Origin of the sequence: Streptomyces sp. E2N166 (assembly GCF_003671715.1) — a bacterium.
Classification (GTDB): domain Bacteria; phylum Actinomycetota; class Actinomycetes; order Streptomycetales; family Streptomycetaceae; genus Streptomyces; species Streptomyces thinghirensis.
Window position 1 is genome coordinate 1 of sequence record NZ_RAIF01000044.1, and the last position, 16,715, is coordinate 16,715.

Sequence of the window (16,715 nt, forward strand, 5' to 3'; positions counted from 1 at the left end):
CAACCCCACCCGCCGCCACAACGACGCCGCCACATAATCCCGCGCCCCCACCAAAAACGCCCTCCCCCCAACCCCCGGCAGACTCGACCGCCACCCCCCGAACAACGACTCCACCTCCCCCACCGAAGGCGGAATCCGCACCCCCACCCGGGCAAAACGAGACGGCCGGTTGAACTCATCAACCGGCTGCACCACCGGCCCACCCGTCACCGCCTCAACCTCCCCCGCATGACGCACCCGCACAAACACATAAAAACGGTGCACAGCCTGCGCCATCTGACTCCGCGTCTGCGGCCCCGCACCCCCCACCCGGGCAGCAGCAAGCCAGCCATCCACATCCCCCGCCGACACCTCCCACACCGGCACCCCCGCAAAAGCCAGCAACCCCCGCACCCACCCCCGCTGCCGGCCCACCCACCTATCAGTCGCACCACGAGCCGCCAACGCCAGAACGAACTCATCAACCCACTGAGCCCCACCCATCCGCACATCAACACTCACCCCACCAGCGTGACCCCCCACCACCCCGCATCCCGAGGAATGTTCACCAATGCCGAAGAACCGACCACACCCCTGACCTGCCCACCACCACCCCTGACCAGCAACGACCACACCCGCCCGAACCTGGCCCATCAAGTACCAACGACCGCATCGACGAGTCCTCGGCGCACAGGATCGTTGAACCACACCCCATTTACCGTCGACTCCCCACATCAGAGGCGGACGACTGGTTCAATCAGTGCTGACGCTTCTGTCTTCCCCCGTCCCGTGGGCATTTGGGCACAAGCCCACGGCACCACGACAACAAGTCGCGGATGCTCTGTGCTCACAGGATGGGGGAAGCGCACGATGCGTCACCTGCTGCGCCGCCTTGCGGCGTTGCCCAGGGCGTTTACTGAGCGACACAAGCGCTGGATCAGACGGGTACGGGCGAGTAAGAACTACGGCCGTGCCAAGCGTTTGATCCGGGACCTCATCGTGACGACAGTGCCCGCTGTTGTCACCGTGGTCCTGACCTGGCGCTTGCACGGCCAGTAGCCCATCCGGGTGGGGCCCCTCAACGCTTGAGTGGCAACGAGGGGCCTTACCTCTGTTGTTGGTCCGGTCACGGCAGCGCAGCCACCGCATCAGGCCCGCCCCAATGCACACAGGGATGCATTGAGAGATGTCACAACCATAGCGAGACACGTGCTTGTGGTGCGGTGATTGGCATGTCTCGAAACAACTTTCTGCCACCAGACCACAGCCGTCGGCTCGTCAAGTCCTGACCAGACAGCGCATTGGGCGACTGACTCGTACGTCACCGTCCGGTTCGGGCAGCCTGACGCCACCTCCCGCAGGGCCGCTACCTCGGCTCGTCGGCGGACAGAGTCCAGCGGAGCTTCGTGCCGACCCACTCAGCGGCATGCCGGCAGTGCGCCCCAGCCGGCGGCAGCCACTCAGCAGGGATCCTGGTCGGAGCCCGACCGGTTCGAACGCGCAGTGCTCTCGACCAGGGGACCCATACAGTCAAGGTCTAGACCAGAAGCCGACGTCACCCCACACGTGTTCGTAGTACGGCCACCAGCGCCGCCCGTCAGAGTGCAGAAACAGGCACTGCCGTAGCTCATCCCGTCATCCCGGTCCCGAAGGGCGTGACGTCGGTGGCGAACCGGCGTGCTGCAGCCACTCATCCGCGGTTTCGCTCGGCCGGCTCCTGGCACGGTTCCACCCTCTAGGCTTGCGCCATGCAGCATGAGCATTCTTCCTACCGGGTACCCACTGGGCGGCCGTTCTTGATGCGGGAGTTACGCAACAAGCTGCCGGGCGTTGACGACCGGATGCTGTACTTGGATGCTCCTGCCGACCCCACTGAATACGAGGACATCGCTGACGCGTTGTGGGAAGTGTTTCTAGTGGCGAGGAACCTCGCCCCTGCCCGCAGCGCTACCGGCTGCGCGAATCATCCGAGCGGCCCTGTTGACACTGAGGCGCCGGAGGGTTGGAGTCGTTGTCTGTTGTGCAACAGTCGCCGCAGGATCGGCCGGCCCAACGTCAAGGCTGCGGAGAACGCCTCCAAATACCGCTGGGCGATGCCGGAACCTCCGTACGACCACGCGAAGCTGATGGAGGTTCGTGGGGCGCTGAATCACGCGGTACAGGACCTTGACTACCGGTCTCCCGATGAGGCGTTTCAGCAAGTCGCAGATCTTGTTCATGCGGCCTTTGTGATCGCTAGAGAGTTGTCCCGGCCGCGGAGCACTGGGTGCCAGCGGCACCCTGGAGCACCGATCGACGCAACAGCCGCTGAGGGGCCCAGGTGCATGTTCTGCGTGGCCCAGGAGCGCCGACGCCAAGTAGGACCGCCCGCCGTGAACGTCCGTCCCAGTCGCCCTGTTCCTAGGGTGCGCACGCCAGCCAACCGCCGTTGGGGTACACCGCCATCGCCGCCAAACGCCCAGCCGACGTAAAGGATCTTGCGTTCATGCCCATGCCAAGCGAGCACCTCGCGACTGCGGAAAGCCTTGGGGCCCGAGCGGTTGAGTGGCTCACAGACGGCCAGCTCGAACTCGCCGGCGCGTACCGCGACATGGCAGCCCTTCACTTAAATCTGGCCCAAGTGCGGCACGCCATCATCGGTGACACGCCGCCCTTTTCTCGTCCGGCGCCACCCCTGCCGGACTGGTGCGGGGCCTGCGAGGGCCCGGACCTCAATATGCGCTGGATCTCTGTCGATGGTCCTGATGGGGGCGAGTCGATGCGCCGCTGTCCTGACTGCAACCCCTACCCGCACGGAACCGACGTGCCTCGGCAAGCTGAGACGGGGCCATCCTCCGGGCGAGACAATGACCCCGTAATTTTGGGCGACACCTGATCTCCGGACACCAAGGCTGGCGGAGGGCTACCGGTGTGGGCCGTCAGGTTGCTTGCCCTCAAGTTTCGTCAGCTATTGCGAGGCCCCGCCAGACTCAGTAGGTGTTGGTCGTCGGCCATGCGAAGGGCACTGCATGTAAGCAGAGGGCGGCTCTACTGCGTGGGGTTCCGTACGAGCTGGCGCAGGCGCGCTTCGACCTCGTGCCGGTTGAGACGCTTGGTACGGGCGTAGTGCGTCACCGCGGCCTGCACGGCCTCTGCGGCTTCCCGCCACACCCTGCGTTGCAGGTCCCGATCGTGGTGGTCATCCAGGTGCTGGAGCTTGAGATGAGCGTCCTCGGCAGCCTGTTGCAACATGATCAGTTCGCTCGGCAGCCCGATCGTGCCATCACTTACCTGGTGAGCGCGGCTGGCGTGCTGGGCGGTGGCCGGGGGTGCGCTCTCGATGGCTGGCGCGGCAGACTGCGTTGGCAGAGCCGGGACGTACGGCAGGTCATGCGGAGCATGGACGGTGAGCGGGTCGGTGGCTGGCCGGCAGGTGGGCCGGTTGCGGCTGGCGCCGGTGGCGGGAGCGGTGTCCCGTTCGGGCGGCAGACGGGTGTCGTCGCTGTCCAGGTCGTCCAGGCGGTCGCGGTCGGCGCTGGTCACCCAGTAGCGGTGCACGGTGCTTCCGGCGCGGAACTGGATGGGCACGATGGTGCCGGCGGCGGTCTGGCGGACCATGTCGTCGAAGAAGACGTCGCGGGGCGTAGGTGTGGCGTGGGCCTTGCCGCAGCGTCGGATGCCGTGGGGGCAGGGGTAAAGGGCGCTGGTGTCGCAGTGCCAGAAGTCGAGGGCGCGGAAGCCGGAGACGATGCGCAGGTCGCCGTTGCGGGCGATGAGGTGGGCGGGGAGGCGGTCGCTGCGGGTCCAGTGGGTGTCGTTGCGCTGGGCGTAGGCGGCGCGGTCGGTGTGCCAGGCCGGGGTGATGCCGTTCTTGGCGGCCTTGCCGACGCGGGCGCGGACGCCGCGCAGGCCGCGCTCGTCGATGGTGGAGAGCTGGACTTCCCAGCCGATGCGGCGGCCGTCGGCTCCTTCGACGAGGGTGTCGGTCTGGATCCAGGTACGGCCGACCCGGGTGCGTACCTCGCTGTCGCCGCCGAAGCCGCCCTCGTGCGCGGCGCGCAGGATGCGTTCCTGGTAGGCCTTGTGCTCGTCGCTCATCGGGACGCTGTGGCGCTCTTCGTCCTCGCGGCGTTCGTGGACGGCCTCGCGTCGGCCGCCGCGCATCCGCAGATGCATGGGGGCCTCGACACCCATATCGCGGCACACTCCCCCGCACTGCAGGTCCCGCTCGCTGACCGGCACGCCCCGGCGCCCGTAGAAGCGGTCCGCCGTGTAGATCAGGTCCCACAGCCCGGGGAACTCCGGATGGTCCAAGTCGTCCCGGGTCAGGTCGAGGAGAATCCGGAAGTTCTTGTGCCAGACGACATTTGCCAACACACACCGCCTTCACCGTCGCAGGTCGTTGCATCGACGGTACGACCAGGCACTGACAATGCGGCAGGAGCCGGATCAGCCATAACAAAACCCGACAAGCAGATGCTTGCGTGAGGCGCTGCGCCGTCCGCGCGGGCCGGCGTCTGGCCAGCGGTGCCGGGGGCGGCTGCAGGCGCAGGGGCCCGGACTGCTCCCCAGGGTCTGGCACGTCAGACCTCGACATACGCGACGACGACCACAGTACGCAGGGCCGTGACCCAGTACAGGACGCGTACGCGTTCGACCTCGTCGGTGTACTGACGCAGCTGAGGGCTGGAGGAGTCGCCGGGCAGTGTCTCGCCGATGTCGGGGGCGACGGAGACGACGACCAGGGCGCGGCCCAGGGCGTGGAGTTCCGCCTCGCTGGTGATGCTCTCCAGTTGCTTGGCGGCGGCGTCGGAGAAGGCGATCCGGGCGCGGCGCGGGCTGTGCTGTCGGGTCATCAGGCGACGGCCGGGCGCTGTCGGGCGAGCCGGGCGAGGTGGGTCTCGCGGAGTTCTACCGGGCCACCATGGGACCCAAACGCCTGGCGGTGAAACTCGGCGACCACGCCCGACTCCACCGGTACGTGCCCGCTCCCCGCCCGAGGTGCGTCAGAGGCTGGCCGTTCAGGAGAAAAGCTGGCGGCGGCCCTACCCGTTGCTCCTACGGCCTGTTCGTCCTGGGCGGCACCGGACCGGCCAGCATCCACACGCGCGTCCGCGCCCTCAACGCCACCGCTCGAGGACACGAGCTCACCGCGTTTCCTGCGCGAGGCCCCGTCCTGACCGTCCCCAGCCCGCGCTGTTCCTTTGGTGCGAGCCAGTTGCCGTAGCTCGGTGCGCGCCGCCGGCGCTGAGCGGGTGGTCTCCCAGTACGGGTACCACCGCAGCCGCACCGACAGGAGGAGAAGGCGGTGGCGTTGAGGAGGCAGGCGAGGACGAGGGCACCGTCGATGTCGAGCTGGTTCTCGGTGGCCGCGTCGGGGTCCCGGGCGAGACGGTCGACGTGGTCGGCGGCGTCGGGCTTGTTGAGGATCCACCGGCAGATCACCGACAGGCGCTGCCCGGCCTGAGCTGCCCGCAGGGTGTCGGGGTGGGGTGCGGTGGCGACGGTCGCGTCGGTGGCGAGGCGGCGCAGGGCGTCGTCGTCGTCGCCGGCCAGCCCTCAGCTGCGCTCGCAGCCTGCCAAGTGAGGTTGTGGTCGGGGATGCGGTCAAGGTGGCGCGCCGGGTGGCACCCAGCGTGCTGGGTGCAGTGGGGGCGCGCACGGTTCCCAATCAAACGTGATCTGAAGCACATCATGAAATTGATCCTGCAATTGCAGGTTCGCGCAAACGCTGTTCGTTTTCCTTCGGTTGTTGAGTTGACGCAGCTCGCTGGGGGTGGCGGGTGCGGGGCCCGGGGTGGCGGAGCCTGGCGTTATGCGCGAGCAAAGCAGATGCAGTCTCTGCGTATGCGGAAAGTTACCTTCCGTTAGAAATATGTGTTCGGAGGGATGCACGTTCAGGGGTGATGGTCGGCTTATCTGTTCCCCAGAGCAACGACGCTCAGGTGATAGGCCCGCGAACGGGGAACGGCGCGGCACGCCACCGACGGAACGAAGGAAGACACACTGTGAACTGCCCCGACGCAGCCGGCCTCGCGCCGGCCTTCGCCGCCGCGGTGCGGTACTCCGCGCCCGACGTGTGGTTCCTAGTGCGAGGCCTGCCCGGCACCCCAGTACCCACCGAGGACTTCACCCCGCTCGGCCAGTCCGCTCAGTCTCTTGCCGCGCCGCTGACGATGGCCCGCCGCGCCGGGGGCGCCCGGTGAGCAGTCAGCCGCCCGACGCTGCGGATCTGCTCCGCAGTCTCCGCCCGCTCATGCCGTCGACGTTCTGGTCGTTCCACGCCCGCTACGATCGGGCGTTTCTGGAATACAGCCGCATCCATCTCGGCAGCGCCACCGCCGCTCGCCGACTCGTCGACGGGACGTTCCTGCTCCTGGCGGCAGTCTGGTCCCGCCTGGAGCATCAGCCCGGCGCCGGCGCTCAGGTGTGGGCCATGTTCAAGGAGCGTGTGCACGGGGAGCTGGCCGCCCAGGGGCGCAGTCCGGACGTGCGGGAGACGATGGCGTTCGCCCGCGCCATACGTGCCGCGGCCGAGCCGCTGCTGCGTTCCTTCCGCGACTCCTTTCAGGCGGAGCACGGCCATGAGATCGGCGAGCTCGAGGAGGGCCTGGGGCTATACCGGGCCATGACGCGTCTGAGCGAGCGGCAGTTCGACATCATCGTCCTGCGCGACGCCCTCGACTTCAGCACTAGCGACACCGCACTGATCGTGGGCATCAGCGAAGCCACCGTCCGGTCCGTCCGCCGCACGGCCCGGCACCGGCTCGCCGCCGCCATGGGCTACTCAACCGCCGGCATCAGCGACAACGATCAGGAGTGAGGCAGCCATGACCCGCACCCCGCGCAGCATCGACGAGGCTCTGCGCCGCGCCCGCATCTTCAAAGGCGAATACACCGCCGCCGACCTGGACGCAGCCCAGCAGAGTCTCGCCCGGCAGCTGCACGAGCTGCGCTGGGTGCACCTCCTGCACACCGTTCCTGGCACCGGGATGCAGCCCCGCCCCCGGCCGTCGTCCCTGCACGAACAGGCGGCGCACGACCTGCAGCTACTGTGCCGCAGCACCGTCCAGCACCCCGGTGCCGCCTCCCGCATCACCGCGTTCGACACCGCCCGGGATGCGGGCGGCGCCCTCACCTTCGCCTGCCTTCTCTACCTGGCCGCACAGGAGGAACAGGAGCAGGGCGCCCAGTTCTGGTGGCACTACGCTGCCGGCGCCGGCAGCGTCACCGCCGCCCTGTGCGTCTACCTGCTCCACGTCTCCCGCGGCGAACTCCGCGACGCCCGGCACTGGGGCGGCCAGATCCACCGCCTCAACACCCTGGACGAGGACGACTACACCCCCGTCAACCACCGGGCCCGACTCCCCTGCCCAGGCCTCCGGCCCGCTTCGAGCGTCCGCTACCACCTGCCCCATCCCCCATCCGCCGTCAGCCGGGACGCTGCCAAAGACGCCGTCGACGATGTGCACATTCCCCACAACAGCGACGTGGGGCCGGTGCCTCAGCCCATCCCCGCCCTCGCCGACCGCTGGGAAGGACTCGTCACGGCATGATCCTCAGACACCGAAATGTGCGGCCTGCCGTTCGTGCAGCCTGCCTGCAGCGACATCGCCCAGCGCGCCGCGCGGTCGGCTGCGTGCGCAGCTGCTTGGTTTCCCGCGGCAGGTGCGGTGCACGGGCGCCGAGAGCGCGGGGAGTCTGGGCTGGGGTGTACGGCGGGGCAGTACGCCGCTCGTCCGGCGGGGGGCGTGGCGCGGAGGGCAACAGGTGGCCCTGGTCGGGCGAGCCGGCACAGAAAGGAGCCGCCCCGCTCCTCTTGCTGCACCACGACGCCCCCTGGACCTGCATTTATGCGTTCTGGCCTGCCGTGGATGCATAAATACCAAGATCGCTGACCATGCGAGGTCAGTTTTCGGAAAGAGGTTTGAAAACCAGGCTGTTTGCCCGTGCACCCTCGACGAAAGTGTCCGATCGGTCCCCAATCGTGCTGCGAATGGGGGCATTTACCCGAATGGCGCTGGGCAGAGGGTGTCACTACTGTCACGGAGCGCGAACCCGCGCTTTCCACGACCCGGGTTCGCGCTCCACAGCAACTCGATCTAGGAGAAGCCCTTGTCTGAGTCCCCCGTCGAGCGCGGGATCAAACGCCTTTGGCGTCGGCCCGCGCATGACCATAACAAGGCAGGTGTCAGCGGCGACACGCCCGGCAACACCGAGGCAACACCCGACAACACCCCTCGGACGCAGCGTGCCCAAGTCGCCGGCGCGATGCCCTCCCTGGTGTTCATCCCCGACTCCCCCGACGTCGCGGAACTGGCAACCGTGCTGGTCACGCTGATGATGTGGGCGGCTATCACCTGGTGGACACGGCGCAGTGAGCGCTGGATGTCCTGACGTTCAAGGGCCGGCAGCCCGTCGGTCCCTGTCGTGACCATGCCGCGTCTGTTTCGACGAAACGGACGCACGGACACCGCTCTACGTCACGTTTCCCGGGCGACGATCACCATTTCGTCGCCCGGGAGATTCACCGAAAAGGGAGAAACCGCCGCGATGGGGAACACCTTCTCGCGTCCTACCTGCAAGCAATGCGGCACGCCACGTCGCCTTCAAGCCACCGGCCGCCCGGGGGACTACTGCGGCACCAAGTGCCGTCAGGCTGCCCACCGTCAACGGCAGGCTGCCGCAGCCCCGCCCGACACCGAGGACTTCGACCAGACCTTACGGTTCCGGCTCCAAGAGATCAGGCGCACCGCGCAGGCCATCCTGACCGACATCGACCAGGTAGACACGCCGGCACAGGAGTTGCTCGCTTCCATGGTCCACCTCCAGGTCACCTCCGAGCGGCTGACCCCGGACATGGTGGCCCGGGCCAAGCTGCGGGGCGCCTCCTGGGAACAGATCGCCGCGTCCTTGGGCATGAGCAAGGACGCCGCCCGCAAGAAGTGGGCCCCGCCCCGCCGTGCACAGGCCCTGCAGCCGACCAGGCCGGCCCGGCCGCCGGCGGCCAAACCGCCAGACAGCGGCCCTGCCGCTCGCAGCGCACCGGACGGCAAGGACACCGGCCGGGCCTCCCCCACTCCCCCAGGCGCCACATCCACCGCCTGGCAATCGCTCCCGCCCGGGGCCGGCGGCCAGGACCTGGCCGCGGTGCTCAGCAGCCTCCAGCGTGCCTCCGGGCTGAGCCTGCGGGCTCTGGCCAGCCGCAGCGGCCTGTCGGCCGGGTTCCTCTCCCGCCTGATGACCGGAGAACGCTTCCCCGCCTGGAAGAACGTCGCCGCGATAGCCCGCGCCTGCGGTGCCGACCCCGACGTGCTGCACCAGGTCTGGGCAGCCTCGGCAGCACGCCGCGACAGTCCGCCCCGCCCCACCTCGCTCGCCACCGCCCTGCGGTTCCTGCACCAGCGCGCCGGCAGTCCCACTCCCTGGGCCATCGCCATCACCAGCGGCAACAGCCTCGACCAGGACCGCATCGCGGCCGTCCTCGCCGGCACCGCCATCGCCCCCTGGGAAGACATCGAACGCCTCGTCCAGGTCCTCGACGGAGAACCCTCCTTCTTCCTCCCCCTGTGGCAAACCGAGACCGCCGATCGCACGCCCTCTCCGCCGCCCCCGGCAGCACCCGACCAGGGCCACGCCCCCACGCCCACCAACCGTGCCGAAGAACTGCTGACTGCCTTCAGCAGCGCCCTCGGCCCGCCCCTGCGCACTCCCACCCCCCGCCGCTCCCTCGCCGCCCCCATCCACGGCGTCAGACCCTGGGCCGCCCGCTGACCACCCGCCGCCAACCATCCACACCACCAGGCACAACGGTCCACAGAGCAGCCGACGGCCACACCGCCGGCCGCCCACCCACGAGGGCACAGCACTTCGACGATCTCGGCGATTGCGTCCTTTGGATGTGCACGCTGACGGCCGGCCTTCCCGTACGGGCCGGCCGTCAGCGTGCCCGGCTGTTGGCCGATGTCATCCCGGTGTAGGGGATTCCTCTTCTGCAGCGTTGCCGCGTCCGACGGTCAGCGCCCAGGCGACGCTGGAAGGGGCCGTGACTGCCACCGTGCCGGCCTTGTGGGCGGAGCTCATGGCGAGCTGGTTGTAGGTCACGGCGGGCTCTGCCGTGCTGCACTCGAGCGGGAAGTCGGTCCCCAGTACCGGCACCGAGACCTTTAGGGTGCCAGGGCCCCGGCAACTGACCGCGACGATGAGCGCCTTGCCTCGGGAGCCGGCGTCGTAGGAGAAGCTCGCGTTGCCGCGGGTTTCACCTTGCTGGCCGGCGACGACTTCGCCGGTCCCGGGATCGAGCGCCGGGGGCATGAGCGCCGTACTGTGCTGACTCGTCGATGGGCTGGAGGACCCGGGTGCCGTGGTCGTGGCGGCGTCATCCGCCTTGGTGCCGGAGGTGCAACCCGCTGTCACCAGTGCCAGCAGCAGAAAGGCCGGCACCACTGTTGCACGGCCGACTCTCACTTGGTCTCCCACAGCACCCAACCGACCCGGCGTGGCGTGTAGATGGTCACGTTCTTCTTCACGCCCTTCGTGCAGTTGGTGTACCGGTACTGGTTGTAGCCGTAGGACTTGAGCCGGTAGACGCCGTATCGGGCGTGGGTGGTCCGCTTGGACGGGGTGTTGACGGCGATGGTGTTGCCCAGTCTGGCCGTGAGTTCCACGGACACATTGACGCCGAATTTGCCCTCGATCTCGGCGACCACGACCGAGGCCCCTACCTTCAGCTCGCCGGTGTAGGCGATGCCGACCTTGCCGGTTACCTCCGAGATGAAGGTGGACCTTGCGGTGCGTGAGGTGCCGTTGTAGTTGGCCTGCTCGGCACCGACGCCCTTGTGGTAGTCCTTGGTCTTGCTCGTGGGCGTGTACTGGTAGCCCGGCTCGCACGGCCTTGCGTCCAGAGTGTCGCTCGGCTTGGACGTGGGCACGTCGATCTCGTCGTCTCCCGCGATGGGATCAGGTTCGGGCGAGGTTGTCGGCGCAGCGGCCTCGCCGGTGGGAGCTCCCTCGATGAGGTCGGTCTCCTCCGGCCCCGGCGGCGGAACGGTCTCGACAACGGTGGTGTCGGTGGCCGTCGGTGACGGCTCCTCGGCGACTGCCGTACCGCCGGTGGTCAGTCCGGCGATGACAGTCAGGCAGGTAAGGGCCAGCATGTTTGTGGATATGCGGGCTCTGTTCATGAAGCCACCAGTTCCTGGTGGATCGCCCCCGTGGCGATCGAGTGCCCTGAACACTAAGGGTAACGACATGTACACAACCGCCACAGGCGCTTTTCCTGAGCATGATTTGAGCAACCGCTGCGATGACGATCCAGACGACGGTGGCTGACGGCGTGGATGAGGCATTGCCCTTGACCGTCGCTGCCGGCCCTCACTGCTGACTGCACAGGGCCCTTGGGCCCACATGACTCGGCTTCTCCTCCGGAAGCGCTCCCTCGATGGAGGAGCCGCGCGGCCGCGTCGAGGCTGGCCCGGTATGGCCATTGCACTCGCACGGGCGGCGCACTCGGCGAACCCCTGATAGCGCCCCTCCCCCGGCCGCTATCGACAGTTCATGCTCATCTCTGTGCTGCGCGGCCTTGCCGCAGCGTCGGATGCCGTGGGGGCAGCCGATGCGGCGGCCATCGGCTCCTTCGACGAGGGTGTCGGTCTGGATCCAGGTGCGGCCGACCCGGGTGCGTACTTCGCAGTCCCCGCCGAAGCCGCCCTCGTGCGCGGCGCGCAGGATGCGTTCTTGGCAGGCCTTGTGCTCGTCGCTCATCGGGACGCTGTGGCGTTATTCGTCCTCGCGGCGTTCGCGGACGGCCTCGCGTCGGCCGCCGCGCATCCGCAGATGCATGGGGGCCTCGACGCCCAGGTCGCGGCACACTTTAGGTCCCGCTCACTGACCGGCACGCCCCGGCGCCCGTAGAAACGGTCCGCCGTGTAGACCCACAGTCCGGGGAACTCCGGATGGTCGGGTCAGGTCCAGGAGAATCCGGAAGTTTCTGTGCCAGACGACATTTGCCAACACACACCGCCTTCACCGTCACAGGTCGTTGCACCGACGGTACGACCAGGCACTGACAATGCGGCAGGAGCCGGATCAGCCACAACAAACCCGACAAGCAGATGCTTGCGTGAGGCGCTGCGCCGTCCGCGCGGGCCGGCGTCTGGCAGGCGGTGCCGGGGGATGGCTGCAGGCGGCAGGGGCCCTGACTGCTCCCCAGGGAAGTCCCCGGCTCGGGCGAGGAAGTCGTCAACGTCTTGAGTCAGGTGCCAGTCGTCCAGGAGCATGCTTCATGCTCCCCGGGTCTCTTCGACTCGGGGAGCACTTGCTCAACGCCTTTCAGTCACGTGACGTTCTGGGGCATGTCCCGACAGTCCACGCACCGAGGGCTACGGCCAAGCGGCCTGACCAGCCGAAGGCATCACTCGACAGGCACCACCTCGTCAGAAGCCGAAGGAGTTGCGCGGTTCGGGGTCGGTCCAGAACATCCGTGCCAGCTGCCCGATCGCACCGTCGGTGTGCGCAGCGATGTGGCCCGCATACGCCAGGTGGCGCGCCGACAGGCCCCCGAAGTAGAGCGAGCTGAGGGCGGAGAGCTGTCCGCGTGCGACGGCGGTGGAGGCTGCGCGAGGTCCTCAGTTGATGACGGTGGCCGGGCCATCGGTGGTGCGCAGGGCGGTAGCGAGGGCGTGCCACGCCGCGCTCCGTTGGGACCCCGGCCAGCTGTGGCTGCGCCTCGTTGTTCGCCGTAGTCCCGGGCACCGTTGGCGGTTCAGGTTCTCGGGGGTTCCTTCCCGTCCTGGCGGGATCAGGCCTGGGCGAGTTGCGGGCAGTCGAACGTCAGTGTCGGCAGAAGGAGCCATTGCTGCGGGTTTCGGCGGATCAGTCCTTCCACGAGCTGTGCGATCAGTTGACGCATGCTTTGTCGTGCGGATCGTGTCTGGCGGGGCGTGCCCTGGACGAGGAGGGGTTCGTCGAATTCCACGGCGATCTGTTCGCTGTCGAGGGGTTTCATGGACGTCGGCAGCAGCATGGTGCCGGGTCTGGAGGCGACCGCGACGAATCCCGATGAGAGGGGGCGGGGGCGTCCGAACAAAGTGGTGGCCTCGGCGCCGCGGCCGTCGTAGACGAAGTCGGCGTAGGTGCCGAGTACTCCGCCGTCCGCTAGGTGTCTGAGGATGTCCCGGATCGATCCGGTGTCGCCGTTCGCCACGGAGAGTCCTGTGCCGTACCGGGGCACGGTGCCCTCGCCGAAGGCGACCACGGGCCGGTCGGCGAACACAGCCGCGAATGTGTGGAGCGCATCCGCCGTGGTCATGGTCATAGGTGTGACCAGGACGGTGGGGTGACCGCGGGTCTCGTCCAGCCAGTGCTGTCCCGAGACCACCTTCGCCGGCAGCGGGCGGGCGGTGCCCGCTGTCCAGGATGCCTGGCGCCATGCGCACCAGATCTGGTGGCCGATGTGAGGGCGGGGGTCGTCGTTGCCCGGATCCACCAGGTGCAGTGCGGCGCGGAGACTGGGCAGTTCTCCGTAGAGGTCTCGGTCGCATACCCAGTCGGCGAGGTGGTGGAGTTCTTCGGGCGTCTGTCGGCAGAACACCCGGCTCGCGCAGGGGTCGTAGGAGAGCTGGTGCAGGGCCCCGGCCATACCAGGCATCGTTCATCCCACCGTTCGCAAGTAGTCGAGGAGACGGGGGGTGTGGGTTAGTGAGTAGGAGATCTTGTCGAAGGCGCACAGGGCCACTGCGCAGGAGTCCGGCGAGACGCTGTTGAGGTCGGGGGCGTGTGCGAGGCAGGTGCCTCCGCAGACGCCGTACCAGATGCACTCGGAGCATGGGGTGCCGCTGAGGTCCCGGCTGCGGATGAGGGAGGCGGCGTCGCTGTCGCGGGCTGCGGTCAGTCCCTGTTCGACGGAGCCGAGGCCGGACAGCGGGCCGGTGGGGTCGATGCAGTCGCATGCTTCGACGGAGCCGTCGGCGGAGACGGACAGCAGGTCACGGCCGGCGCCGCACTGCGGGCGCATGCACATGTTGCGTCCGGGTCCGGTGAGGAAGTTGTCCAGGTAGGACTTGACGGGCAGGACGGGAAAGCCGTCGAATTCCCCGCCTTCGACGGCGTCGAACAGTTCGGCCCAGGCGGCGGTCAGGGTGGCTGGGTCAAGGGTGAACTGGGCCTGCTGTTCCCGTCCTCGGCCGGTCGGCTGGAACAGGCTCCAGTTCCACGATCTCATTGCGAGATCGCGGAAGTGCCGGGCCATCTCGAGGAGTCTGCCCTGGTTGGCGGCGGTGATGGTGCTCATGACGCCGCACTTGCGGACGAAGTCCGGGTACCGTTCCAGGGCTCGGGAGAAGTGGACGTAGGTGCCTCGTCCCTTGTGGTCGACTCTGAAGTGGTCGTGGAGATCCGGGCCGCCGTCGACCGATACACCCCAAGTGATGCTGTTGGCGAGTGAAAAGTCCACGATGGTGTCGCTGAGGCGGGACAGATTCGTCTGGCCCGTGAAATGGATTCGTTTGCCCTGCTGGGCGGCGAGTTGCCGGCCGGTCGTCACGAGCTCCTCCACCAGGTCCCATACGAGCATGGGCTCACCGCCGTGGAGGATCACCTGCAATTCCTGCTCGGCGAGGTCGAGGGCCTGCTGCAGTGCGCTGACGGCCGTGTCCCGTGACAGCATCACGGCCCGTTCGAAGGTCTCGTAGTCGTAGCAGTAGGAACAGGCGTGGTTGCAGGCGTTGGTCAGCTTGAGGATCACCGTGTTGAGTGCCTCGAACTGCCGCTCGGACCCGATGATGCCGATGCCCCTCTCAACGAGCAGTTCCCGCAGTCGGCCGACCGAGCCGCGAATCTGCTCGGGCAGGCGGTGGGCCAGCGACGCGACGAGCGGCAGCAGTTCCCCCGTCGGTGCGTCGATGGTCACCCAGCGGCCCGAGAGCCTGTCCATCACCAGCAGGTAGTCACCACGCGGGAGCGCTCTCACCCGGCTGGGGTCGAAGCGGCCCCGGTGCAGGGTTACGGGAATGACGGCCATGGTGGTCGTGGTCCTTACGGTCCGCAGAGTGCCTGATGGTCTTGAGCCGGCACACGGGCCCGTGGCCGGCGCACCGGTTGTGCGCTTTCGCCGTTCCCTCGCCCCCACGGAACGACGTCCGAAGCCGCTCGCGTGGTCCATCTGTGTCTTGCGCACTGTGTGCCGCCTGATCCGGATGCGGGACCAGGCGCGCCGGGCGCAGGCCGTCGCGGGTGTCAGGCTGCGGGAGTGGCAGGCAGTCTCATTCGGCGCATACACGCCTCCAAACGGGCGGCAGGGCCGCTGTGGCAGCGTCGGGCCTCATCGCTTCGATTTCGACCGCGTTGGCGCCGGCGAGCCGGATGCCTTCGGGGAGACGGGCTAGTGCGGAGGAGGCCATGTCACTGACGTACGCCTCGATCTCCTCCTCGGACATGTCGTGCAAGCCCGCGGACTCCGGCGCCTGGAAGGTGATGACCTGGACCATACCCACTCCACAGATCGGGACGAAAGAGCATATAAATGCAGAATGTGTCATGAGTATCGCGCTCTGCAACACGTGCCGCACCAAGAGTGGCCGTGCGTAGGCGCCGGGTCACTCGATTGCGGCGGCGGCCTGCCACCGCCCGGCGCCAGGCCGGAACGGAACCAGCATCGCCACGCGTCATCCCCACTGCGAAGAGCCCTTGGGGGATTCCCGTCTGACCGGCCGCCCGGGTCGCGTGCGTGCATGCGTGCGTGGGGAGAAGTCACGTTTCGCGGACGGTGCCCGGACGCCACGTCAGATTTTGGTCTGCCCCGGCATATGGAGGGGCGTGGTCTCGGCGGCTGGGCGCTGATGCCGACGGTTTTTGGTGATGAAAGTGCCGAGTTTGTAGCAGGTGTGACCGCGAGGGACGGACGTCGAGGTTCATTGCGCGGGCGATGTGTTCGGGGTGGACGGTTTCGTGTTCTCCGGGCTTCTCCGACCCGCACCGAACCGCCACGGAACGGGCCGGTGCCCCGGTTGAGAGGCCCGGATGATGATCCGGCGTAGCGGATCAGTTCATGCCATGCGGTGTCGTCGCCCCTGCGGGACTCGGTCTGCTCCCGCGTGCCCGGGTCACCCGCTTGAAGCTGATCGGCGTGGGCGCCTGGACATCGGTACGGTCAGACGAGACCTGTCCAGGTGCAGCCCCATCCCGGCTGGCATTGCCAGCCTCGGGAGTCGCGGCCTGCGATCGGGGCAGGGTCTCCGGTGACGGTTCCGTCATAGCCGTACTGCGGCGGAGGGTCACCGTAATAGGTGAAGTGAGTACCGGCAGGATCGGTGTACGTGCCCACTTCTTCCAGGTAGGGCTCGTAGAAGTTCCACCTGCCGCGTTCGATCGCCGCTCCCTGCACCGGCAAAGTGAGTGACATGTTTACTCCATCGTCATCGTCATCTTGGGGGTGCCACGTGCCGCGCTGGGCGCCGTGTATCACCCCTGACTAGGACAGCCGCCACGGGGGAGGCGGTCGCTGACGCTGCCTCGTCTCGCGCGACCCCGTGCTTGCCGGATCGCTTTTGCCAGTGCGCCGACGACAAGGCACTGCCGCCGACGCACGGCACGCAGAACACCTCGCAGACCCCTGGAACGAGTCCTAGAGGATCAGCGACGCCAGGCCCGCGAGGAGCGGGAGGAAGTCTGCCTCGACCCCGGGGGCGTCCGGGTCGGCGTTCGCGGCCACGGCTGCTGTCCGGTCGATCGGAGGGGTCTGCAGCGGCATCTGCAGCATG

Annotated in this window: 14 protein-coding genes and 3 pseudogenes; 6 read left to right on the forward strand and 11 right to left on the reverse strand. The window is 67.9% G+C overall.

Going from position 1 to position 16,715, the window contains the following annotated elements; translation table 11 throughout:
• The 4 genes and pseudogenes from EBH09_RS39755 to EBH09_RS37295 all read right to left on the reverse strand — a co-directional run.
• Positions 1–276 (reverse strand): annotated as a pseudogene (locus EBH09_RS39755) (site-specific integrase); the annotation flags it as partial.
• A gap of 1,013 nt (positions 277–1,289) precedes the next feature.
• Positions 1,290–1,575: pseudogene (locus EBH09_RS39760) on the reverse strand (HNH endonuclease); the annotation flags it as partial.
• A 1,431-nt stretch (positions 1,576–3,006) separates the two neighbouring features.
• Positions 3,007–4,332, reverse strand: coding sequence for a hypothetical protein (locus EBH09_RS39765; protein WP_238697613.1), 1,326 nt, complete (start codon positions 4,330–4,332; stop codon positions 3,007–3,009).
• A gap of 209 nt (positions 4,333–4,541) precedes the next feature.
• Complete coding sequence (locus EBH09_RS37295; RefSeq protein WP_121751289.1) at positions 4,542–4,814, reverse strand: hypothetical protein; 273 nt, start codon at positions 4,812–4,814, stop codon at positions 4,542–4,544.
• Between the two features lie 1,152 nt (positions 4,815–5,966).
• On the opposite strand from EBH09_RS37295, the gene EBH09_RS38190 reads away from it, so the two are divergent.
• From EBH09_RS38190 to EBH09_RS37315, 5 genes are all read left to right on the forward strand, one after another.
• Positions 5,967–6,164 carry a hypothetical protein gene (locus EBH09_RS38190; RefSeq protein WP_193776784.1) on the forward strand — a complete coding sequence of 66 codons (198 nt, stop codon included), beginning with the start codon at positions 5,967–5,969 and terminating at the stop codon, positions 6,162–6,164.
• A 50-nt stretch (positions 6,165–6,214) separates the two neighbouring features.
• Entirely contained in the window at positions 6,215–6,781 is a 567-nt protein-coding gene (locus EBH09_RS38195; protein WP_193776785.1) for a sigma factor-like helix-turn-helix DNA-binding protein, read from the forward strand.
• A 7-nt stretch (positions 6,782–6,788) separates the two neighbouring features.
• Positions 6,789–7,514 (forward strand): hypothetical protein, encoded by a 726-nt coding sequence (locus EBH09_RS37310; protein WP_121751291.1) that lies wholly within the window; start codon positions 6,789–6,791, stop codon positions 7,512–7,514.
• Positions 7,515–8,073: 559 nt separating this feature from the next.
• Positions 8,074–8,355 carry a hypothetical protein gene (locus EBH09_RS37605; RefSeq protein WP_153182789.1) on the forward strand — a complete coding sequence of 94 codons (282 nt, stop codon included), beginning with the start codon at positions 8,074–8,076 and terminating at the stop codon, positions 8,353–8,355.
• A 420-nt stretch (positions 8,356–8,775) separates the two neighbouring features.
• The gene (locus tag EBH09_RS37315) at positions 8,776–9,732 is read left to right on the forward strand and encodes a helix-turn-helix transcriptional regulator (RefSeq protein WP_121751292.1); all 957 of its coding nucleotides are present in this window, start codon (positions 8,776–8,778) and stop codon (positions 9,730–9,732) included.
• Between the two features lie 192 nt (positions 9,733–9,924).
• Here the strand turns inward: EBH09_RS37315 and EBH09_RS39770 are convergent, their stop codons facing one another.
• Together EBH09_RS39770 and EBH09_RS37325 are read right to left on the reverse strand one after the other, a co-directional pair.
• Complete coding sequence (locus EBH09_RS39770; RefSeq protein WP_238697614.1) at positions 9,925–10,425, reverse strand: hypothetical protein; 501 nt, start codon at positions 10,423–10,425, stop codon at positions 9,925–9,927.
• Positions 10,422–11,141, reverse strand: a complete 720-nt coding sequence (locus tag EBH09_RS37325) for a hypothetical protein (protein WP_153182790.1) — start codon at positions 11,139–11,141, stop codon at positions 10,422–10,424. Before EBH09_RS37325 ends, EBH09_RS39770 begins: the two co-directional genes overlap by 4 nt.
• A gap of 373 nt (positions 11,142–11,514) precedes the next feature.
• Between EBH09_RS37325 and EBH09_RS37330 the strand changes: the two genes are divergently transcribed.
• The gene (locus tag EBH09_RS37330; protein WP_121751294.1) at positions 11,515–11,871 is read left to right on the forward strand and encodes a hypothetical protein; all 357 of its coding nucleotides are present in this window, start codon (positions 11,515–11,517) and stop codon (positions 11,869–11,871) included.
• A 521-nt stretch (positions 11,872–12,392) separates the two neighbouring features.
• Here EBH09_RS37330 and EBH09_RS40060 read toward each other — a convergent pair.
• From EBH09_RS40060 to EBH09_RS37610, 5 genes and pseudogenes are all read right to left on the reverse strand, one after another.
• Positions 12,393–12,542, reverse strand: a pseudogene (locus EBH09_RS40060) (sterol carrier protein domain-containing protein); the annotation flags it as partial.
• Between the two features lie 215 nt (positions 12,543–12,757).
• Positions 12,758–13,597, reverse strand: a complete 840-nt coding sequence (locus EBH09_RS37335) for a hypothetical protein (RefSeq protein ID WP_121751295.1) — start codon at positions 13,595–13,597, stop codon at positions 12,758–12,760.
• A 12-nt stretch (positions 13,598–13,609) separates the two neighbouring features.
• Entirely contained in the window at positions 13,610–14,977 is a 1,368-nt protein-coding gene (locus tag EBH09_RS37340) for a radical SAM protein (protein ID WP_193776786.1), read from the reverse strand.
• 241 nt (positions 14,978–15,218) lie between these two features.
• Entirely contained in the window at positions 15,219–15,443 is a 225-nt protein-coding gene (locus EBH09_RS37345) for a hypothetical protein (protein ID WP_121751297.1), read from the reverse strand.
• Between the two features lie 662 nt (positions 15,444–16,105).
• Positions 16,106–16,357 carry a hypothetical protein gene (locus EBH09_RS37610; RefSeq protein WP_153182791.1) on the reverse strand — a complete coding sequence of 84 codons (252 nt, stop codon included), beginning with the start codon at positions 16,355–16,357 and terminating at the stop codon, positions 16,106–16,108.
• Positions 16,358–16,715: the final 358 nt, after the last annotated feature.